This is a genomic window from Phormidesmis sp. 146-20 (genome assembly GCF_052939475.1).
The window spans coordinates 166,796-189,028 of record NZ_JBJPHT010000002.1; the positions used below are offsets into that span (position 1 = coordinate 166,796).

Annotated in this window: 15 protein-coding genes and 4 pseudogenes; 14 read left to right on the forward strand and 5 right to left on the reverse strand. The window is 48.1% G+C overall.

The features are described 5' to 3' along the window. Positions 1-2 precede the first annotated feature (2 nt). From ACKFKH_RS02910 to ACKFKH_RS02920, 3 genes are all read left to right on the forward strand, one after another. Entirely contained in the window at positions 3-1,253 is a 1,251-nt protein-coding gene (locus tag ACKFKH_RS02910) for a SidA/IucD/PvdA family monooxygenase (RefSeq protein WP_446856729.1), read from the forward strand. A gap of 127 nt (positions 1,254-1,380) precedes the next feature. Further along, on the forward strand, positions 1,381-1,734 hold the full coding sequence (locus ACKFKH_RS02915; protein WP_446856730.1) for a hypothetical protein: 354 nt from the start codon (positions 1,381-1,383) through the stop codon (positions 1,732-1,734). Between the two features lie 59 nt (positions 1,735-1,793). Then, entirely contained in the window at positions 1,794-1,931 is a 138-nt protein-coding gene (locus ACKFKH_RS02920) for a hypothetical protein (RefSeq protein WP_446856731.1), read from the forward strand. Here the strand turns inward: ACKFKH_RS02920 and ACKFKH_RS02925 are convergent. Beyond that, a complete protein-coding gene (locus tag ACKFKH_RS02925; RefSeq protein WP_446856733.1) occupies positions 1,928-2,299 on the reverse strand; it encodes a FeoA family protein in 372 nt (123 codons plus the stop codon). The genes ACKFKH_RS02920 and ACKFKH_RS02925 overlap by 4 nt on opposite strands. A 331-nt stretch (positions 2,300-2,630) precedes the next feature. Here ACKFKH_RS02925 and ACKFKH_RS02930 point away from each other — a divergent pair. Together ACKFKH_RS02930 and ACKFKH_RS02935 are read left to right on the forward strand one after the other, a co-directional pair. Then, a pseudogene (locus ACKFKH_RS02930) lies at positions 2,631-3,670 on the forward strand (chlorophyll a/b binding light-harvesting protein). A gap of 138 nt (positions 3,671-3,808) precedes the next feature. After that, positions 3,809-5,335 (forward strand): chlorophyll a/b binding light-harvesting protein, encoded by a 1,527-nt coding sequence (locus tag ACKFKH_RS02935; RefSeq protein WP_446856734.1) that lies wholly within the window; start codon positions 3,809-3,811, stop codon positions 5,333-5,335. 189 nt (positions 5,336-5,524) lie between these two features. Here the strand turns inward: ACKFKH_RS02935 and ACKFKH_RS02940 are convergent. After that, positions 5,525-6,213, reverse strand: a pseudogene (locus ACKFKH_RS02940) (IS630 family transposase); the annotation flags it as partial. A gap of 5 nt (positions 6,214-6,218) precedes the next feature. On the opposite strand from ACKFKH_RS02940, the pseudogene ACKFKH_RS02945 reads away from it, so the two are divergent. Further along, positions 6,219-6,437, forward strand: a pseudogene (locus ACKFKH_RS02945) (transposase); the annotation flags it as partial. Here the strand turns inward: ACKFKH_RS02945 and ACKFKH_RS02950 are convergent. Beyond that, positions 6,438-7,098 (reverse strand): annotated as a pseudogene (locus tag ACKFKH_RS02950) (ABC transporter transmembrane domain-containing protein). It lies immediately after the preceding pseudogene. Between the two features lie 754 nt (positions 7,099-7,852). On the opposite strand from ACKFKH_RS02950, the gene ACKFKH_RS02955 reads away from it, so the two are divergent. Further along, a complete protein-coding gene (locus ACKFKH_RS02955; RefSeq protein ID WP_446856735.1) occupies positions 7,853-9,193 on the forward strand; it encodes a CmpA/NrtA family ABC transporter substrate-binding protein in 1,341 nt (446 codons plus the stop codon). Positions 9,194-9,721: 528 nt separating this feature from the next. Here the strand turns inward: ACKFKH_RS02955 and ACKFKH_RS02960 are convergent. Continuing rightward, positions 9,722-10,222 (reverse strand): orange carotenoid protein N-terminal domain-containing protein, encoded by a 501-nt coding sequence (locus ACKFKH_RS02960; protein WP_446856736.1) that lies wholly within the window; start codon positions 10,220-10,222, stop codon positions 9,722-9,724. A gap of 444 nt (positions 10,223-10,666) precedes the next feature. Here ACKFKH_RS02960 and ACKFKH_RS02965 point away from each other — a divergent pair, with 444 nt between their 5' ends. The 6 genes from ACKFKH_RS02965 to ACKFKH_RS02990 all read left to right on the forward strand — a co-directional run bounded on the left by ACKFKH_RS02965 (position 10,667) and on the right by ACKFKH_RS02990 (position 20,262). Continuing rightward, complete coding sequence (locus ACKFKH_RS02965; RefSeq protein ID WP_446856737.1) at positions 10,667-11,449, forward strand: SDR family oxidoreductase; 783 nt, start codon at positions 10,667-10,669, stop codon at positions 11,447-11,449. 24 nt (positions 11,450-11,473) lie between these two features. Next, positions 11,474-13,813 (forward strand): glycoside hydrolase family 31 protein, encoded by a 2,340-nt coding sequence (locus tag ACKFKH_RS02970; protein WP_446856738.1) that lies wholly within the window; start codon positions 11,474-11,476, stop codon positions 13,811-13,813. Between the two features lie 918 nt (positions 13,814-14,731). Next, a complete protein-coding gene (locus ACKFKH_RS02975; protein ID WP_446856740.1) occupies positions 14,732-16,579 on the forward strand; it encodes an iron uptake porin in 1,848 nt (615 codons plus the stop codon). A gap of 193 nt (positions 16,580-16,772) precedes the next feature. After that, positions 16,773-17,954 (forward strand): sugar ABC transporter substrate-binding protein, encoded by a 1,182-nt coding sequence (locus ACKFKH_RS02980; protein ID WP_446856741.1) that lies wholly within the window; start codon positions 16,773-16,775, stop codon positions 17,952-17,954. 227 nt (positions 17,955-18,181) lie between these two features. Continuing rightward, positions 18,182-18,994, forward strand: coding sequence for an ATP-binding cassette domain-containing protein (locus tag ACKFKH_RS02985; RefSeq protein WP_446856742.1), 813 nt, complete (start codon positions 18,182-18,184; stop codon positions 18,992-18,994). 8 nt (positions 18,995-19,002) lie between these two features. Beyond that, positions 19,003-20,262 (forward strand): sugar ABC transporter permease, encoded by a 1,260-nt coding sequence (locus tag ACKFKH_RS02990; RefSeq protein WP_446856743.1) that lies wholly within the window; start codon positions 19,003-19,005, stop codon positions 20,260-20,262. Between the two features lie 388 nt (positions 20,263-20,650). Here ACKFKH_RS02990 and ACKFKH_RS02995 read toward each other — a convergent pair whose 3' ends face one another. After that, positions 20,651-20,791 carry a hypothetical protein gene (locus tag ACKFKH_RS02995; protein ID WP_446856744.1) on the reverse strand — a complete coding sequence of 47 codons (141 nt, stop codon included), beginning with the start codon at positions 20,789-20,791 and terminating at the stop codon, positions 20,651-20,653. Between the two features lie 246 nt (positions 20,792-21,037). On the opposite strand from ACKFKH_RS02995, the gene ACKFKH_RS03000 reads away from it, so the two are divergent. Further along, entirely contained in the window at positions 21,038-22,006 is a 969-nt protein-coding gene (locus ACKFKH_RS03000) for an SGNH/GDSL hydrolase family protein (protein WP_446856745.1), read from the forward strand. Positions 22,007-22,233 lie beyond the last annotated feature (227 nt).

Genomic DNA, 22,233 nt, shown 5'->3' on the forward strand with positions numbered 1-22,233 from the left:
TCATGCCTGATGCCGTGTTTGCTCTGCCAGACTCCATTGACCTGGCGATCGTCGGGGCGGGGCCCCATGCCCTGACGCTGGTAACCCACCTCTTGCAAAAGAAAAAATCGATGCGAGGACGGTTTCTCGTCTTCGACCCTAGCGGCACCTGGATGAGCCGTTGGAATCATCAGTTTGCGGCGTTGGAAATTCCCCATCTCAGGTCGCCAGCCGTCCACCAACCCGACCCCAATTCCCACGCCCTTCGCACCTTTGCCGAGTCTCGCCCCAATGAACTGTTTCCACCCTACGACCTGCCGGGAACTCAATTGTTTCAGGACTTTTGCCAGGATGTGATCCGTCGCTGGCAGTTAGAGAATTGCGTGTGTGCGGCTCAAGTTGTGCGGGTTAAACCGTTGAGTAATCGCCGTTGCTCCCGATTTTGTTTAGAGTTATTGGATGGGCGAACGCTGATTGCTCGCCGAGTCGTCATTGCCAATGGGGGTGGAATCCCTCATGTGCCAGAGTGGGTCAAGCAGGTTCCAACAAATTACCCAGCCGATCGCCTCTTACATTCCAGCCAAATTGATTTACGGGGATTGCAACTCCAAGGTGAACGAGTCCTGATTATCGGCGGTGGATTGACCAGTGGACATTTGGCGGTTGGCGCAATTCAACGCGGCGCACAGGTGCTACTCATGTCCCGACGTACCGTTTACGAGAAACTGTTTGATGCTGATCCAGGCTGGCTGGGCCCGAAATATCTCAAAGACTTTTGGGCGGAACCGGATTGGTACACTCGCTGGCAAATGATTCAGCAGGCGCGGAATGGGGGTTCTATGACCCCAGCAATGCTGACTCAACTGCATCGTTTACAGCGAGATGGGCGGATTGTGTTTTATGAACAATGTCAGGTCTCTCAAGCGAGATGGAATGAAGACCACTGGCAGGTGTGTTGTGATCGTGCAGCCTTGCATGAGTGTATTCAGCATCAACCGCTCGATCGCATCTGGTGCGCTACAGGCAGCCAGTTAGATGCAACAAAGCACGCACTGTTGAACGATGTTTTCGACACTTATCCCATCGATATTGTGAACGGGTTGCCAATTGTAGATGAATGCTTACGCTGGCGAAACTGTGAGCTATTTATCATGGGTGGGTTAGCTGCATTACGCACTGGGCCAACGGCGCGAAATTTGTCAGGCGCAAGGGCAGTGAGCGATCGCATTGTCCCAGCCATCATCAAGCCTAGGTTGGCAATGGCTTCTCATTAGTTGTTCTAATTGGGATGGTGCATCCTGGAACTCCGTGCAAACAGGCTAGAATGTCAGTATCAAACGAGGCGTGCGGCTTTGCCGATTCCCTTTGGGATCGTTGCCAGTTCTGACGGAAGTTGCACTGATGATTTACGGAAATCGAACCCTTCTAGCATGGCTTACTCGTACTGTGTGTGCGATCGCCACGCCAATGTTGATGATTGCTTCCCTAATACAATCCGCATGGGCGACTCCACAGGTGGTAAAGTCAGCCGGATTGAAGTCGGATCTGAATGTGCCGTTTTCTCAACCCGTGCAGGTGGAAGATCCGTACCGCGATCGCTCCCGCAAGGTGATTAGTCTCTGGAGTCGGGATGCGGTGCCAGTGCTGTTGACGAACAATTTGCGGCAGTGTGGCTACGGCTATGCTTACAGTGCCAGTCTGCGTTGCCTATCGCCGGATTGCCAGACGATCGCGGGTGCAGGCGTGGTGCGATAACTATTGGTGAACGTGAGCGATCAAGTGCTGCGACTGTCGGGGGAGAACGTAGGTTTGCGGTGAGTGGAGAAGTGGCAGGGGTGTTGAAGAATGCGCCGGAGCAGAATATTGCGATCCGGTTGATTTTGGAGGGGGGTGAATCGGTGGATAGTGAGATTGGCAAGGAAACGGTGAAGTTGTGGCGATCGATCTACTAAATTGAAGGCTCCAAACGGGTGGCTAAAATACTCTGCGCGATGGCAGAACCCACCCCTATGCTTCGACCATAACAACGTACCACCACAGAACCACTTACTGTTCGGCTAAGGATTTGCACCTCTGCCCCAACAATCATCCCTGCATTAGTGAGTTCTGCCAGAGCGTTAAGACAATGCAGTTTAATGATGCGGACACGATCGCCAGCATTCGTTTGAGCTAAAAGAATCAAAGGGCTGGAATGATCAATCTGCTTCACCGCAGTTAACCCTGCTTGAACCGCTAAATCCACTTCCGCTTCGCAACCTCCAGACAAAAAAGTGAATTCGCGCCAAACAGGAAGTTCCGATAAATCCGGTTCGTCAGTCATGCTGCCTCCAATCAGAATGGACTAGATTGAAAACTAGTGTAGCACTCTTGATACTGGCTTGCATTAAACTCCTGCCATTCCTTTAGCAACTATCCATCATCATTGTCTGATTTTATTGAAGCATAGCTAGTTACAGGAATTGGAAAGTAGTTGAGCATTGGGCTGAAGGTGCGCTCGTTCTATAGACTTAACTAAAGCATCACTTTCTTTATATTTCTTAATCGCACTTTAATAGGAAAGAATTGCAATAGTCATGCTAAGATGCCTCCAAAGCTTATTGAATGTTTTTCTCAATAAGTTTGACCTTTAATCTAATTCAGGAGGACTGTGTATGGTCAGAACTACAGACCAGCCGCTCGAAACTGTTCCTTGGTGGGCTGGCAATGCCCGCCTCACGAATTTCTCTGGCAAACTTTTGGGTGCTCATGTCGCCCATGCTGGACTAATTGTGCTGTGGGCAGGCGCAATGACGTTATTTGAGCTTGCCCACTTTGATCCGCAACAGCCAATGTATGAGCAAGGTTTAATTCTGTTGCCTCATTTAGCAACTCAAGGTTGGGGCATCGGAGCAGGCGGCACGGTAGTAACTACCTATCCCTACTTTGTGATTGGAGCCTACATCTAATCTCATCTGCATTTCTAGGATTTGGTGGAATCTTTCATTCGTTGCGCGGCCCAGAAAAATTAGAGCCAAAGCTCCGCTTTTTTGGCTATGACTGGGCGGATACGAACAAAATGACGACCATTTTAGGAACTCATCTGGTGCTGTTAGGAATTGGTGCATTGTTACTGGTTGCCAAAGCGATGTTCTTCGGTGGATTGTATGATCCAACGATCGAAAATATGCGGGTGATCACTAATCCCACCCTCAATCCTGCGATCGTTTTTGGTTACTTATTTGGTACAGTGGGCAAATTTTGGATTGCAGGGGTGAATAATCTGGAAGATGTGGTCGGCGGTCATATTTGGGTTGGATTACTCTTGATTGGCGGTGGTATTTTCCACATTGTTACCAAACCGTTTGAATGGACGCATCCGCTGTTTGTTTGGTCTGGAGAGGCGTATTTATCCTACAGTTTGGGTGCGTTGGCGCTAATGGGATTTATTGCAACGTTGTTTGTTTCAGTTAACACGACAGTGTATCCTGAAGTGTTTTATGGCCCAATGCTGGTGATTCGGCAGAATGTGATTCCCTACTTTGCCTCACCTGATCCTGATTTTTTAAGTGCGCGATCGTGGTTGGCAAATGCACATTTCTGGTTAGCGTTCTTCTTTCTGCAAGGACATATCTGGCACGCACTGCGGGCACGCGGGTTTGACTTCCGCAAGGGTCGGATTAATGCCGCGGCAGTGTTGCCCCAACCTGTCTAACAAGAATTGACGAGTCTGACTTTGACTGAACCATGTCGATCGCAGTCATTACCTAACAGCCGCAAATCGGCTGCAATCTGAGAGAGAACATAGAACACGGTTGTAATCAGTTGTGATGATTCAATGGAGATCTCTACTATGACAGCAGTTACTGCTGAAAGCCCTTATCAACAGCAAATTCCGAGAACAGGCTGGTGGGCTGGTAATTTTCGCTTGGTCAATCTATCGGGTAAACTGCTTGGCGCGCATGTAGCTCATGCTGCTTTAATTCTGTTGTGGGCTGGTGGCATGACCTTGTTTGAAGTGTCGCGCTTCATTCCGACCAAGCCTATGTATGAGCAGGGGCTAATTATCCTACCTCACCTAGCAACACTCGGTTTTGGCGTGGGTGCAGGCGGACAAATTACCAGCGTTTATCCTTATTTTGTGATTGCGGTGTTGCACATTGTTCCCTCAGTTATTCTGGCAGCCGGAGGGATTTATCATTCGCTGCTAGGTCCAGAGGTGCTGGAAGATAGCCCAACTTGGGCGGGTTTCTTTGGCTATGACTGGAAAGATACCGATAAGATGACGACCATTTTAGGCATCCACCTAACACTGTTGGGGCTGGGAGCCTGGTTGCTAGTCGTCAAAGCCATGTTTTGGGGTGGATTGTTTGACCCCTGGGTTGCAGGCGGTGGTGATGTGCACGTGATTAACCATCCAACACTCAACCCCGTCACCATTTTCGGCTATCTGTTTGGCACTCATGGTTCAGAAGGCATGGCAGCAGTTGATAATCTGGAGGATGTGGTGGGTGGTCACATTTGGGTTGGCGGAATGCTGATCGCAGGTGGACTGTTCCACATCCTGACGCAACCGTTTGCCTGGGCACGGCGTATTCTAATCTACTCCGGTGAGGCATATCTGTCCTACAGCATTGGTGCCGTTGCCTATATGGGGTTTCTTGCTGCCTACTTTGTCAGCGTCAACAACACGGTTTACCCGGAAGTGTTTTATGGACCGTTGGGAACGTTGACGAGTCAAGTACCGACAGAAACGTTACCGACTGCGATCGGTATTGTCTCTGCTCGCGGCTGGTTAGCCACATTCCACTTCGTGCTGGCAGGATTGTTTTTAGCGGGTCACATCTGGCACGCGATTCGATCGCGCGGAGATGCCGCCGGGTTTGATTTCAAACGGGGAAGTGTAGTACGACCACCCGCAGATTTGCAAGCGGGGAATCTACTAACCCCAATTAACTCCTCAGATTTCACCCTAAATTTCCTCAAGAACTTACCGATCTATCGATCAGGGTTGTCCCCACTCACACGCGGCTTAGAGATTGGGATGGCGCATGGTTATTGGCTCATTGGCCCCTTTGTCAAACTCGGCCCCTTGCGGGATTCAGCATCAGCAAATTTGGCTGGTTTGATTGCCGCTGCAAGTTTGATTCTAATTGCAACCGTTTGTCTATCTTTGTATGGCAGTATCACCTTTGAACGACGGCTAGAAGCGATACCCCGCCCTGCCTTTGCGGAGATGGTGCCCAATGTTCCAACCTCCCTGCAAACGGTGGAAGGCTGGAGCCAGTTTTCCAGTGGCTTTTTGATTGGCGGTATGGGTGGCGCGATTTTTGCTTACCTGCTGTTGAACAATCTTGACCTGTTTCGACAGTTAGTTTAGGCGCGTCAACTGCGTGAACCAAGTTTTGCTGTTCGAAATGAGAATTAAATAACTTCGACAATTGTAGAGTCTCGGATCGCCCTCATCCCTTCTCCCCAGGGAGAAGGGGGCTAGAGTCTGGTTCCCTCTACTTGGGGAGAGGGCTAGGGTGAGGGTGAAATTTCGGAGTTATAGCTGCATTCACTTTAGTTAGGACGCTGCCTGTTTGAGAACAGATTCTATCGCAGCCCGTAAACTAGAGGCGGTGGGTAACTGTTTGCGAATCCGGTTTTTCAACCATGCCCAACACTTCTCAATTCGATTGAGGTCAGGTGAGTAGGGTGGCAAATAGACTAATTGACAGCCTGCGGTTTCAATCAACTGAGCAATCCGACCGCCATGATGAAACGTGGCATTATCCACGATCACCCACTCCCAGGGTGCAATTGGGGCACCAAGCACGTCTCTAGCCAGCGTTCAAACACGCTGCGGTTACAGACCCCCTCGACCGTAAAGGGTGCCATGATCTCACCCGCCCGATAGAGTGCGATCAGATTGATGCGTCCTTGCCTGCGACCCGATTTGAGGTCATAGAAGCGTTCTCCTGCCGGGGCATAGCCGTAGCCAGCGTTGTCCCGTTCGTCCATCCCAGACTCGTCCACGTAAACCAAGTGCGGCGCTTTGGGGTCTGTCACTTGGGCTAGGAAGTCCGCCCGTTTAGCTTCGTCGCGTTGGCTGTACCCGTAGGTTTTTTTACGGGTATACCCGATCTTTTGTAATGCCCTCGAAATGGTGGACTGGCTAATCTCGCTGTCCCACAGGTCTGCCATTTCACTCTGGGTTTTATCCCCATGCGCTTTGACAAAAGCACGAAACTTCTCCCAATTATGAATCTTGTTTTGTTGCGATCGCGGACAAGCTAGCGGAGTGGAAGCAGTGCAACATTGAGATTTTTAACTTACCAACCTACTCCCCGCAATTGAATCTGATTGAGATCCTATGGCGGTTTATCAAGTACGAATGGATTGAGTTCAGTGCTTATCGGAATTGGCAAAGCTTAGTTCAGTATGTAGAGAGAGTACTCAAAGAGTTTGGCGAGAACTATGTAATTAATTTTGTTTAACTACTTAGCTAATCGACCGTTGACCAGACTGGCTTTTTGGCGAATGTCAGCATATCGAGGCGCAAGCTGTTTTTGAAAGGCAAAGGAACCCCACAAAATAAAGGGAATGGGCAGCATTGCATACCAGGAAACGCCCGGTGCTAACGCCAAAAAAGTGGCACCGACAAAGACGATCGTCGTAACAAACTGCAAAATCTCATTCGCACCACTGTCGAGAAAGCGTTCTAGTTGGTTAATGTCATCGTTGAGAATAGACAGCAGTGTTCCGGTACTGTTCTTCAAAAAAGCCCAGTTCTAATGCTTGCAGGTGACTGTAGGCATCCAATCGCAATTCATGCTGTACGATCTGGGCCAGGTTGCGCCAGAGGCGATCGTAGGCATATTCAAACAGCGATTCTAAACTCCAGATCAAGAAGGTCAGCAGTGACAAGACGGTAAGTTGTCCAATAATGCTGGTGATGCCAACGTAGGCGATCCAGGAAGATTCTCGTTTGACGACAACATCGCCAGCCATGCCAATCAGATAGGGCGGTGCCAGGTCAAAAATTTTGTTAAGAACTGAGCAGACGCTGGCTTGCCAAATTTGAGTGCGATGAGGACGACTATAGCGAAGTAGCCGCTTTAAGGGATTCGTCTGGGTAGATAAAACAACAGCAGACATAGGACGTTTGGATAAGCAAAGGAGTCTCGATCGTAATCCTAAGCTGCAATTCTGGGGCGATCGTCGCTAATTCAACGTCAGTCTCTAACCAGGGCACTTGAGAATCGGGTGGTTAGCAGAAGCGCTAAATAACGAAACAAAAAAACTTCATCGAGTTCACGTTAATCTGCAATTCCAGACTGTTCTTTCTATATTGACGATAGGTTAAATCGCACTTGATAGGAATAATTACTTAACTGCTTACTTAGAAGTTTCTTAACTTTTCTTCATAATTAAAAACGGCATTTCTTCTTGTTTATAGAGTTCATAGAACTAACTCATTTACTAACAGCTTTTCCGTATTAAAAGTCCTACTTTTATTAGAGATCTATACATTGAGTTCAGTATTAAACCGTAATAGACAGCTTTCAATAGAGACTTAATAGTACTGGAAAGATAGACACTTAGATGTTTAATTAAATTCTCTACAACTCAAGCACAGCAACACTTTTGAGATAGGTGAATCTAGATAACATAGAAGGTTTTATAATTGATATATAGAGACAACTTGATAAATTTTGCTCTTCAAGATCAACAACTTTTACTTATCTATTTAATTTAATATTTCATCTGAGCTTTTGAATTCAGATTGATCTATAAGTGATTTAAAGCGCTTAAACTAACATCTAACAAAAGAAGTGCTTCTTTCAAAAGTAAGACTATCTTTTCGATAGTTCTACTTAATAAATATCCCTACCTTTTTGGAGAAAACTATATGTCCAACGTTTCTCGCCGTCGATTTCTCTATACAGCGGGCGCTACCGCAATGGGATCGATCGTTCTCAAAGGCTGTGCTGGAAATCCGCCAACCACCGAAAATGCGACCTCTCCGGCGGCCGTTCCTGCGGTAAATGCTGGGACAGGTCAAGCCCCCGAAACAACCAGCGTGCGGATCGGCTACATCCCCATTTTTGAATCGGCTCCCTTGCTCGTCGCCCAAGAAAAAGGCTTCTTTGCCAAACACGGTATGAGCGGAGTCCAAGTGCTCAAACAGTCTTCCTGGGGGTCTTTGCGCGATAACCTGGTGATTGGCGCAGGCGGCGGTGGCATTGAGGGCGCACAGTTTCAAATGCCCATGCCCTACCTGATTAGCGAAGGCAAAATCACCACGCAAAACCAAAAAATTCCCATGTATGTGCTGCTGCAAACCTCGACACAGGGCAATGGGATTGCGATCGCGAACAAGCATTTAGGCAAAAACATTCACCTCGATCTGTCCCAAGCAAAAGGCTACTTTGACGAACTAAAAGCAAAGGGCACGCCATTTACAGCCGCTTACACCTTCCCCAGTGCCAATCAGGAATTGTGGATTCGCTATTGGTTAGCCGCAGGTGGCATCAATCCCGATACCGACGTAAAGCTGATCACTGTCCCACCCGCCCAAACAGTTGCCAACATGAAAACAGGCACAATGGACGGTTTTAGCACAGGTGACCCCTGGCCCTATCGAATCTTGGCAGAGAACATTGGCTTTATGGCGGCTCTGACGGCTCAAATTTGGCCGAGTCACCCAGAAGAATATTTTGCAATGCGATCGGATTGGGTCGATAAACATCCCAAAGCGATGAAAGCCCTGATCAAAGGCGTGATCGAAGCACAACAGTGGTGCGACCAACCAGAAAACCGTAAAGAACTAGCAGAAATTTTGGCGAAGCGGCAAAACTTTAACCTGCCTCTTGAGATTCTGTCTCCTCCCCTGGCAGGCAACTACAAGATGGGCGACGGACAAGCTGAGATCAAAGACATCAAAATGGGGCCGCTCTACTGGAAGGATGCTATCAGCACTGTTTCTTACCCCTTTAAGAGCCACGACACCTGGTTTTTGACCGAAAACGTGCGTTGGGGAATGCTGCCGGGTGACACTGACATCAAAGCGCTAGTAGACAAAACCAATCGGGAAGACTTGTGGAAAGAAGCTGCTAAAGAAATCAGTATTGCTGAAGCTGACATTCCTAAAGAAACGACTCGCGGCCTAGAGAAATTCTTTGATGGTGTTACCTTCGACGCTGCCAATCCCAGCGAGTATCTGAAGACCGTCAAGATCAAAAAGGTCTAGAAGTAGCTTTGACGGGTATTAGATCAACTTCAACAGTCTGCCAAATTCCTGCATATTTGAATCGATCGATAACCGTTCACTAAATCAATTGATCAATCACTTGTTCAGTTATGAGAAGTTCGATAAGTCGGATCTAAACAGGGGAATGATCTGGTGAATGCGATCGTAAAAACACTGTTTTGGTACAGGTCGAAGTGCTGAAAGAGCTACCCACTCTAACAGAGCTAACCAAACGAACTAAAGGGTGGCTACTACGTGGATACTAGAAGGCTTGGGTTAGTGAAGACAAAGGCTTAGAAACTCCACAAATGTTACCTACGACAAAAGCTTGAAGTTGCACTGGTAGAGGTCGATCGACAGTCTGTTTTCTCCTTAGCCGGAGGTCGATCGATCTCTACTTTTCTTATTGTTTGTAGACAGATAAGGGATCAGGTCTAAGGGTCGTTACTGAACAGTAATAGGATCACAACGCCGTTGGCTTTCAGCACCTTAGTAAATATCCCCTTCACTCTGCCGACTGTTTTTAATCTACGACCCAGATTTATTACCTGGTTGGATAACAGTCGGATCGACACCCATCGGAGACACAATATCCCGGAAGAGTGTGATCTGCTGCTCAAATTCTAGGGCCTTGACTTGCTCAAACACTTGGTTGGCTTCAGAAGAAAGCTCATAGCCTGGGGGCATGGGAACGATCGTTTGGTTGTCCATGCCTTGAGCAAGTAGATACCAAAAGAGAAGTTTGGTTGTATCGCTAAGTGCGCCGTATTCGCGAGAGAATTCTGTGTCTTTGTGGTTGATCAGATCGCGTTGTAGTTCTAGTTGCTGGTCGTGGGAAAGTTCTTTGACGCGGTTAAAATAAGCTTCTCCAATTTCGGGTGAGGCAGTGCTGGCTCCGGGTGCAGCAGGCGTGATCGAGTGTCCCATTTCTTTGTAAATGAAGTAGAACAAGGCAAGCTGTTGATCTACATCGAGGCTTTGAAATCCAGTCACCAATTGATTCTCAGTATCAGAAGTTGTATATGTCATCACAATTCTCCATTCGTCTATTGCACACTAGCAAAGCGATCGCTTGGTTCCTACTCGCTTAAGACAGAGGAAGATAACCTTTCTATAGACAGAGGTATTGCTTGCGGCTCTACACAACAGTTTGGGGAGGAGTCAGCAAGGATAAAACTTATGGCAGGTAGATTGCAAGACAAAGTAGCGATTCGTAACAGGTACAGGAGCCGGAATTAGAGAAGCGATCACAAGTTTACTAAAGAAGGCGCGAAAGTCGTCGTTAACGGATTGCCTACTGATTCGATTGAGGATGTAGCGGCAGCGATTTGACACTATGGAGGAACCGCGATCTCGTATGCAGACCATGTATCCGAAGAAAGCGATCGAATCTAGCAATTTTATCCCTCCTCCCAAAGCGGAATAAAGTTCTCCCTCATCCCTCATCCCTCATCCCCCCAAAAGGAGCACATTATGCAACTAACCGGAAAAGTCGCCGTCATCACAGGAGCCGGGTCAGGAATTGGGAAAGCCGCAGCCCTTTTGTTGTCTCAAGAAGGTGCCGTTGTTGGCGCAATTGACCGCACTCCTGAAGACAGTCAACAAACGATCGACGAAATCCAAAAGCTAGGCGGCAAGGCAATAACCACGATCGCAGATATTTCTCAACCAGATCAGGTCAAGCAGGCGATCGACAAAATAGCACAGGAATTTGGCAAAATTGACATCGTGTTTGCGAATGCTGGAATTAATGGCGTGTGGGCTGCGATCGAGGAACTTTCACCCGAAGAGTGGGACAAAACCTTAAACATTAATCTCAAAGGAACGTTTCTTACGGTTAAATACGCCGTACCTTACTTAAAACAACAGGGCGGTTCTATCATTGTGACTGCTTCGGTGAATGGAACGCGAATTTTTAGCAACACTGGCGCGACCGCTTATTCTTGTTCTAAAGCAGGACAAGTTGCATTTACTAAAATGGTTGCGTTAGAGTTGGCGAGATACAAAATTCGCGTCAATGTGATCTGTCCAGGAGCGATCGAAACTGAGATTAGCAATAACACGGAACAACGCAATCTAGAATCGATCAAAGAACCTGTCGAATTTCCTGAAGGGAAGATTCCTCTTACTGATGGAGAACCCGGAACCTCTGAACAAGTCGCCCAGCTAGTCTTATTTCTAGCCTCTAATGCCTCCAGTCATATCTCTGGGACTGAAATCTGGATCGACGGCACAGAATCTCTGCTCAAAGGCTAACTTTTATCCCTTATTACCTTTCCCATGCCTCAAGTTTTTGGAAAACTGCCTCAGACTAATCAACCGTGGAACACGATCGCAGATGTTCAGAGTGTTGAAGTTGACGATCGCTACATTAATCTAGACTGTGGTGACGTTCATCTCAAGCTGAGTGTGTTGTCTCCAACTTTGATTAGAGTGAGAATGGCGGCTCAGGGGGAGTTTTTGCCGCAGCGATCGTGGGCCGTCAATCAAGCAGACGATCAGTGGGAAAAAACACCGTTTGATGTTGAACAAACTGATGCGTCGATTGAGATCAAAACTGATCAGATTCGAGTCAAAATTCAGCGTCGTCCTTGTCGAATTAGCTACTACGATGCCAATGGACAGCCATTTGCACAAGATGCTGAAATGGGGATGGGCTGGCGAGTTGGGCAGGTTGCCGCCCGGAAAACAATTGAAGTTGAAGACCACTTTTATGGATTTGGCGAACGTACGGGACTGTTAGACAAGCGATCGCAGATCAAAACAAACTGGACGGTGGATGCGCTGGATTACACGTCGATCGACAACGAAATGTACCAGGCAATTCCCTTTTTTACGGTGCTGCGTCCTGGCTTGATTTACGGGATTTTTCTCAACGTGACCTATTGGAGCGAATTTGATCTGGGAGCCACTAAACCTGATGTCTGGCAGATGTTGGCGCACAGTTCAGAACTTGACTATTACATCATTTACGGTGCGACACCCGCCCAGATTCTCGACACCTACACCCAGCTAACCGGACGGATGCCCCTACCGCCAAAGTGGGCGCTGGGCTATCACCAATGTCGCTGGAGCTATGAATCAGAAGATGTGGTACGAAGGCTGACTAAAGAGTTTCGCGATCGCAAGATTCCCTGTGATGTCATTCATCTCGACATTGACTATATGCAGGGTTATCGCGTTTTCACCTGGAGTCCGACTCGTTTTCCTGACCCCGCGAAACTGATTGGGGAGTTGCAGCAAAATGGATTCAAGACCGTTACGATCGTTGATCCAGGTGTGAAATATGAACCGGACGGTGAATACAAAATTTATTACGAAGGATTGCAGAACGATTACTTTGTGAGAACGACGGATGGACACTTAGTGTATGGCTATGTGTGGCCTGACAAATCGGTGTTTCCTGACTTTTTGCGCCCTGAAGTGCGTGACTGGTGGGGCGATCGCCAAAAGATTCTCACCGATGCGGGTGTGGCGGGCATCTGGAACGACATGAATGAGCCGACGTTGGATGAGCGTCCTTTTGGTGACAGCGGCAAGAAGATTTCCTTTCCATTAGATGCCCCTCAAGGCCCACCCCAAGAAGGCGGCACTCATGCTGAAACGCATAATCTCTACGGTTCAACCATGTCTCAAGCGGCGTATCAGGGATTAGAAAAACTGAGGCCAAATCAGCGATCGTTCGTGCTAACTCGTTCAGGATTTGCGGGAATTCAACGCTGGTCGTCGGTGTGGATGGGGGACAACCAATCGCTGTGGGAGCATTTGGAAATGTCGCTGCCAATGCTCTGTAATATGGCGCTGTCAGGGGTGACATTTGTGGGGGCGGATATTGGCGGATTTGCCGGGAATGCGACTCCAGAATTGTTTGCTCGATGGATGCAGATGGGATTGCTCTATCCATTGATGCGCGGACATTCTGCCTTAAAGTCATTGCCTCATGAACCGTGGGCATTTGGCGATCGTACCGAGCAAATTTGTCGTGACTCGATTGAATTGCGCTATCAGTTGTTGCCGTATCTCTATACGCTTTTTTGGCAATCATCAAATACAGGAAGTGCTATCCTTCGACCATTGCTTTATGAGTATCCCCACGATTCCAAAACTTATCATCTTCACGATCAAGTTATGTTGGGTTCAGCGTTGATGGCTGCCCCTGTGTGTCGTCCGGGTGTGGAGGCGCGATCGGTCTACTTGCCCGCGGGGGTTTGGTACGACTGGTGGAGCGGCGATCGCTATCAAGGGTCTACTCACATTCTTGCTGACGCGCCTCTAGAACGGATGCCACTGTATGTTAAAGCCGGATCAATCATTCCGCTACAACCTATTATGCAATACGTGGATGAACGCCCGATCGATCACCTCCGGATTCACACTTGGCCCGGTGTGGGTGAATTCACACTGTACGAAGATGATGGGGACAGTTTTGAGTATCGATCGGGTGCCTGGTCAACGACGACCTATCGAGTTCAAGAAACTACCGTTCAAATTGAGGCGAGGCAGGGAAACTGGAAACCAAGCGATCGAGAAATCACTGTCGAATGTGTGGGCGTAGGTGAACAACACTTTAAAGATGATGGCAGTGCGCGCCAACTGCAATTTACCCCAGCAGCCTCCTAAAAACTCTGGCGTTGCTGAATCAAGGGATGAATTGCCCCAAAGCGGCGGGAAACCCAAGGTTCAAAGTCCCCCAATTTGGGGGATTTAGGGGGCGAAAAGATGGACACTTCCCACAGATTCATCTCTCCAATCAGCAACGCCAAAACTCTATGCAATCTACTGACTTCTTTAAGGGGGCCTAGGGAAGATGTCCAGGGTCTCGCCTGCGATCGAGAACGCTTCAGATAATCAAAATTCGACAATACATAGAGTAGGATTATTTTACAATTGAATAATCAGATTCAGAAAGGCTCACTAATAAGAATTGCTACGAAAACAGCCCTACTCATATAAATTTAAGCAGCGTAATCTAGTAGAAATCTTAACCATTCAAATTGGAAATTAGCCGCCTTCTTTTTCGCCACTTTAGTCATTTTTCTTAACAATTGAAGGTCGATTAACCATAAAGAATTTGATCTTTTTCTAGCTACTCCTTATGAACGATTTTGAGTCTCAAACTTTCAAATAGTCGTTCAGGAGGGCTTTACAGTTTGATAGATTCTTCTTTACATTTATTCTTTGCAATCACCTCTATCCTGTGGCAGAGGAGAATAAAGCCTAAAACAAATTAATCTAAATGTATTAGAAATAACAGAAGTGCCGAAGGCATCGTAGAGAAGACTAATTCGACGCTCAACCTCACTTCGATCGACTGAACTTAAAAGTTCTTTAGCGTTGCTCTATAGTTCGCTCACTTTGCACTGTGCTGGAAAAACATGGTGCTGAAAACAAAATTCAGATGGACTTCTAGTTGAGAACTGTTGAGGTTTCTTTGGACTGAAGCTAATTCTGAAATCATTATTTTTTGCCCCCAGGCATCGGACTAGCTCGGTGCCACTTTGTAATTTGGATATTCATTCAAGCTGTGAGGAAAGAATTTTGAAATACCAATTTTTCGCCAACTCGATCGCACTCGCCGCAACCCTTTCTTTGTTGTCTCCGGCGATCGTTCGAGCCGCTCAGACTTCTACCGATTTGCCTGCTGTCGATTTGCCCACTGTCAATCCGCTCAAAACTGCCGAAAAAGTCGTAGATTTGCAGGCTGTCCCGAAGGCTCAACTGACCAAGGACATTACTCAGTCCACGTCTGCGGATACGATCGCCTCGCCTCTTCTGGCACAAACAACCCGTTCAGGGATCGAGAAAGCTGCAAATCCTAACCACACTCAACCTGTTGAGAATCCTGCTTTACAGCCGACCAAACCGCAACTTCTAGCTCAGACACCAACGGCGATCGATCAGGTTACTTCTGTTTCTCAACTGTCTGACGTGCGACCGACTGATTGGGCATTTCAGGCGCTGCAATCTCTCGTAGAACGCTACGGCTGTATTGCGGGCTATCCTGACCGAACCTACCGCGGCAATCGCGCCCTGACTCGCTACGAATTCGCGGCTGGACTGAATGCTTGTCTCGATCGCGTCAATGAACTGATTGCTGCTTCGACAGCCGATCTCGTCAAAAAAGAAGACCTGGCAACCCTTCAGCGACTCCAGCAAGAATTTTCAGTCGAGCTAGCCACCATTCGCGGACGAGTCGATGCACTAGAAGCCCGCACCGCGACGCTAGAAAGCCAGCAATTCTCCACCACCACCAAACTGCAAGGAGAAGTGATTTTCGGCTTGATTAGCCCCCTTCAGGGCGACAATGTGGTCACAGGTCAAGAGGTCGAAAAGAACCCAACCCTGGGCTATCGGGTGCGGCTTAATCTCAACACTAGCTTTTCGGGTAGAGACTTGCTGACGACTCGATTGCAGGCTAACAACGTTACGCCCTTGGGTGCGACACGGTTTGACCCGACCAGTCCCACGGGTGTCGTCGGATCGGGCACTCTCGGCACTAACATGGGGCGCATTGAATTTGATGGTGACAGCCGCAATCAGGTGAGCTTGAGTTTGTTGCGCTATCGATTCCCGATCGGTGCCAATACCAATGTCTACCTCGCTGGTACTGGAAATGGCTTTGTGGACTTGGATGCATCGTCTCAGTTAAACCCTTACTTTGATGGTGGAGCCGTTTCGCTGTTTGCCTTACGGAACCCAATTTACAACTACTCTGGCGGCGCAGGGATTGGGATTCGGCACCAGTTTGGGACAGCAGGTGAATTAAACCTGGCTTATCTGACTTCGGTGGCAAACAATCCAGCCGACAAAAACGGTCTAACTGACGGTCAATATGGCGCACTAGCCCAGTTTATTTTGAATCTGGGAACTTCCTCACGCATCGGTTTCACCTACATCAATGCCTATACTCCGTTTGACACGCTGACTCCGGGCAACGAGTTTAACCTGACCGCAACCGGAAGCAACTTGTCCAACAGCAATTTTGGCGTTCCTGTAAATGTGAATGCCTATGGTATTTCAGGCACCTTTCAACTGTCGCCTAAGTTTGCATTGGGGGGTTGGGTTGGCTATGCCAATCATCGGTATGTCGGCCGAGGCGATGGAGATGTGTGGAACTGGGCAGTTACGCTGGCATTTCCTGACCTGTTAAAGCAGGGGAATCTGGGCGGCATTTTAGTGGGTCAACAACCCAAGCTCACCTCGTCTTCGGGAGGAATTGGACAGCGCGATCGTGATACTTCTTTACACGTAGAAGCCTTTTACCGCCATCGCCTCAACGACAATATCTCGATTACACCGGGTGTCATTTGGGTAACCAATCCAGAATTTAACGAAGCGAACGAAGATACTGTGATTGGTGTCGTGAGAACGGTCTTCTCGTTCTAAGTTTGTCATGTGGGTGGAGATAGATTTAACACAGATCTAATAATATCTCTGCCCACAGGTTTTATGTTAAAACTTAATCTTAGAACGTAAAGTTTTTTGAAAATGGTAGTCAATTTGACAGACACAAAAAAATATCTGCTAAACTCACAATATAACAACACTTCAGAGAACCACAAGGATTCAAAACTTTTCCATGAATACGATTAGAAAACTGACTAAATTTCTGCCGCTGGTAGGAATTATCTTTTTTACTGCCTGTAGCAATACAAACACTGCACAAAACAATACGCCTAACAACACACCTGGCAACACGACAACCAACGCTGCAAACAACGAAACTGCAACTAAGTTTTCTGCTGCTAAGGGATGCAAAAATATCGGCGTTCTACTCCCCGAATCGGACTCCTCGGCTCGTTATGAAGCCTACGATCGCCCCCTGCTAGACCAGGAAATCAAGAAAGCAGTTCCGGGTGCGACGATTCAATACTCCAACGCCAACAATGATGCCGACTCTCAACAAAATCAGGCCGAAGCCGTTTTGACAAAAGGAGCCTGCATTCTGGTTGTTGACCCCAAAGACAGCGAAAAAGCCTCTGTGATTGTGCAGCGGGCCAAAGCGAGTCAGGTGCCTGTGATTGCGTACGATCGCTTGATTCAAGATCCCGACACCGCCTATTACGTCTCATTTGACAATGTGCGAGTCGGTGAACTGCAAGGACAGTACATTGTCGATCAGTTTCGCAAAGGCGCTTACGGCTTGAAAAAAGGCGCAAACTTAGTCATGATCAACGGCTCCCAAACCGACAACAACGCGCTGCAATTTCGCGAAGGTGCGATGAAAGCGTTGCAGCCTCTGATCGATAACAAAGACGTAAATCTAATCTTCGATCAATACACGCCTAACTGGGACAATGGTCGCGCCCAATCTTTAATGGAAGGCGTATTGACTAAAGAAAAGAACAACGTTCAGATTGCGTACGTGGCCAATGATGGAATGGCGAATACAGTAGTAGCAGCCCTGCGATCGCAAAAACTAGACGGTAAGATTCTCGTCACCGGACAAGATGCAACGCTAAGTGGAATTCAAAATATTCTGGCGGGTGATCAGGCGATGACTATCTATAAACCGATCATCCAAGAAGCTCAAGCCACCGCCCAACTCGTTGCTGCCCTGAGTAATGGCACTGATCCAGGCTCTCTCGTCAACGGTCAAACTCAGACAAAAGCAGGCGGACAAGTTGCTTCTGTTTTGGTGACTCCGATCGCGGTTGACAAAACCAACGTACAGCAAACCGTCATTTCTGATGGCTACTTAACCAAAGACCAAGTTTGCAATGGTTTGACCGGAGACACGACCGGAACCTGCAAAAGCTAAAACAATATGAATTCGATGAAAACGTTTGCTGCGGTTAAAAATCTTGACAGCCCCTCAAATCCTCCACCTGTAAAGACCTCTCAACCGGGAATCTAGTCTCAAAGTTTCCCAGAGTGGGGTTGGAGGCAGACGCTTGACACCGAAGCGAAAAAATAATCGAATTCATAATCTCAATCTGAAAGTCAACTGTCCGATCGCATCTAGGGAGTTACAAGGGAGTTAAATTTGTGGAAAGTCAAGTCTCAACCATTCCTAACGGGGCCGCTCCGCAACGAGTGCCACGTCTGGAGTTACGCAACATTAACAAATCGTTTGGCGGCGTACATGCCCTAAAAAACGTTGATTTTGAGGTTTATGCGGGTGAAGTAGTCGGGCTAGTGGGTGACAACGGTGCCGGAAAATCGACCCTGATCAAAACTATGTCTGGGGCCTATGTTCCCGATCAGGGTGACATTCTCATTGATGGGCAAAAAGTGGCGATCGCCAGTCCCCAAGACTCGACTCGGTTGGGAATCGAAACCGTCTATCAAGACCTGGCCCTCTGTGACAATTTAGATGTAGTCGCCAACCTCTGGCTGGGTCGTGAAGCTTATCGCCAAATCATTCCAGGCGTTCTCAAAGTTCTTGATGAGACAGAAATGGAGCGGCAAACCCTGGATGTATTAAAGACGCTTGATGTCAAAATTCCCTCGGTGCGGCGACCTGTGGCGGCTCTGTCGGGCGGTCAGCGTCAGTGTATCGCGGTTGCCAAAACCATTTTGCGTCATCCCAAAGTCGTGTTGTTAGACGAGCCAACGGCTGCTCTCGGTGTTGCTCAAACGCTGCAAGTGTTGAATCTAATTAAGCGCCTCAAGCAGCAAGGATTGGCCGTCGTTGTGATTTCTCACAATCTGCGCGACGTGTTTGAAGTCGCCGATCGCGTGGTCGTCATGCGGCTTGGAGAACGAGCAGACACCTTCGATATCAAAAACAGCACTTCAGAACAAATTGTTGCTTCGATCACGGGGGCCGTCCACCGCAAACCCCTGACTCATGAATAGGAATTGATATGAAAAGTTCAGATCAAACGAATCCCACCACCGATCGAGAAAATGTCGTCGAACAACAGCCTTCTACCGGGGATGCTGAAATCGCGCCTTTAGTACCCAAAGAGAAGTTTAGCCTGCGATCGCTGATTCGCGGTGATTTAGGGTTTCTCCCTGTCCTGATCACATTAGCAATCATCACCCTGTACTTTCAACTCACAACAAACGGTGTTTTTCTACAAGCCAGAAATCTCTCAAACCTGACTCAGCAAATTGTTGTCATCAGTATTTTGAGTACTGCGGCGGTGTTGGTGTTGCTGTTGGGCGAAATTGATTTAAGTTTGGCGGCGGTTGCTCAAGCCTGTGCCGCTGTGATGGCCACGCTGTCGGTTTACCAAAACTGGAATGCGGCCTCAGCGATCGGAGCAGCGTTGTTAACCGGAGCCGTGATTGGATTGGTCAATGGCTTTTTTGTTGCTGTTCTTCGCGTTCCCTCTTTCATTGTGACATTGGCGGGGTCGATCGGCTATGCCGGATTCCTGCTGCTTGTCATGGGGGCCCAAAGTACGCTGATTGTTCGAGATCCGGTGATTCGATCGTTAGCGCCGACTTATCTCAATCCTGCTTTGAGTTGGGGTCTTCCCATTGTGCTGGCAGGCTTATACGCTTTGGGTCTGTGGTATGAACAAGGGCGACGCGCTCGATCGGGATTGAGAACTCGCAAAGTGACTAACTTAATTTCACAAGTCGCCGCCGTATTCGCGCTCGTGTTCTTATTGGTGTTTCTGTTCCAGTCCTATCAGGGTGTTCCTCAAGCGGTGATGATTTCGCTGGGCTTGATTGTGGTGTTCTGGCTGATTCTTCGCAAAACTGGATTTGGGCGACACTTATATGCAGTGGGCGGTAATGAAGAAGCGGCTCGTCGCGCCGGGATCAATGTGATTGGCATGAAGATTGCAGTCTTCACGCTGGCATCGACGCTGGCCGCGGTCGCAGGAATTATGCTCACCTCTCGCAGTACTGCTGTTGCGACTCAGATTAGTGCCACGTTGTTGTTGAATGCGATCGCTGCCGCTGTCATTGGTGGAGTCAGCTTGTTTGGCGGACGAGGTTCTGTTTGGGCAGTTGTGCTGGGTGCTTTAATCATTGGCAGTCTCGACAACGGTTTAGATCTGCTCAATCAAGAACAAAGCGTCAAAAACATTGTTCAGGGGGCTGTCCTGGTACTAGCCGTCACCGCAGATGCCTTAGTGCGTCGAGCCAACCCAATCAAAGGAAAATAGACCATTCACTTTTGGGGGTTAGCTATAGGAATCCTAAATGAGCCATGAGCAGATTTTTGTCGCTCCGTTCCAGTTCGCTTCGCCCCCTAAATCCCCCATTCTGGGGGACTTTGAAACTTGGGAATGGATCTTGGAATTTAGGAAGTCTCTCGGCTCAAAGTCCCCCAATTTTGGGGGATTTAGGGGGCACGATCAATTTTGCATTTCACGAGTGATTTCGGATTGCTATAGAACACAAAACATAAAAGGCTATTTCAACAAAGCCACCTTCGCAGATTGAACCATCTTCCTAGTCTGCGAAGGCAGACTTCGTGCTTGTAGGCGCGGTTTTAACCGCCAGCCATTATGGGTTATTTACTTCACAATCCTAACGGCCAAAAGCAAATCACTAACCCACCATATAGGCAGAATGCAAAGCCCAAAGAATCAAAACAGCAATGCTGCCAAGAATGACCACAGACGACACAGTGATTGCAGCGGGACTATCTGCCCCTTCAAATTTCATGATGCCACGGTTCAGGTCTGACATGATTGCACGCTCCAGTAGTGTCTAAAAAGTGTGTAACTAATTTCACTCCCAAGGTAGTGACGAAATGAAGGATCACCCTCTTTCTCAAGCATTATTTTATCTTTTGTATTTGATTAGTTCTAGTAATCTAATCAACGCTGGCTGTGAATATTTATCAATTCAATTCTCATAATTCCAAACCACGCTACGGAAGACGGATGTTACCGCACAGGTCAAGATAGAAAAGCAAATTCACTCGTCATCTATGTGCTGAAACTTGTGTCGCTCTCTCTGAGTTACCCGCAAGGGGTCGCTTTCCTACTCGTGACGGTACTCCTGATCCTGTTAGAAATTGCCCTGCGGCTTTTGTTTGGGTTTGGTGATCCACTACTTTATTTAGCTGATCCCCACATTGGCTACTTGTTAGCGCCCAATCAAAAAGTCCGACGCTTTGGCAATCGGATTGAGATCAATGAGTTCTCGATGCGGAGCGATTCCATTTCAACCAAGCGCCCCGACGCAACGCTGCGAATTTTGATGATTGGAGACTCGATCGTCAATGGCGGCTGGTGGACAGATCAACCCAACACCTTGTCAGAAATGCTGGCAACCTGGCTTAGATCCTCCAAAAGCGTTCCCCTCGAAGTTCTCAACGCTTCCGCCAACTCCTGGGCCCCTCGCAATGAATTAGCGTATCTCAAGCAGTTCGGACTTTTTGACGCTCAGGCAGTTGTGCTGGTAATCAACACAGACGATTTATTTGCCACGGCTCCGACCCCTCTACCCGTGGGACACGATCGCAACTATCCCGATCGCAAACCGCCTCTGGCCCTGATCGAAGCGTTCAATCGCTTTTTACCGCCGCCTCCTGTGTCCGAGGAATTGAAGGCAGTTTATGCAGAAGGGGGCGATCGAGTCGGCGCAAATCTAGAAGCCATTCGGCAAATTCATCTTCTCGTCAAGCAGAGCGGGGCGCAGTTTCTTTTAGTGATGACTCCCTTGCTGCGAGAAATCGGTCAACCCGGATCGCGCGATTACGAAGTCAAAGCCCGTCAGCGACTCATAGAATTTACTCAATCTGAAGCGATCACTTATCTCGACTTTTTGCCCTTATTCAATGCAGCCAATCAGCCTGAAACGCTCTACCAAGATCACATTCACCTCAACCTTGCAGGAAATACACTGGTAAGTGAAAAGATCGGCGAAAGACTTTGGACGTTGAATATCGGACTTTAGACTCTGGAGGCAGGTCTTTGATTTTCTGTCTAAGGTCATTCCCCCAAACAACTTACCAACCGCAGGGTGAACATTGCTCACATCACGATCGAGACGCTACGCAGTTAAATTTCGGCAAGTCTTTACGACAGATCTCCTAATGTCTAATAATGTCTAACGTCTTCTGTCCAATGTCTTCTGTCCAATGTCTTCTGTCCAATGTCTTCTGTCCAATGTCTTCTGTCCAA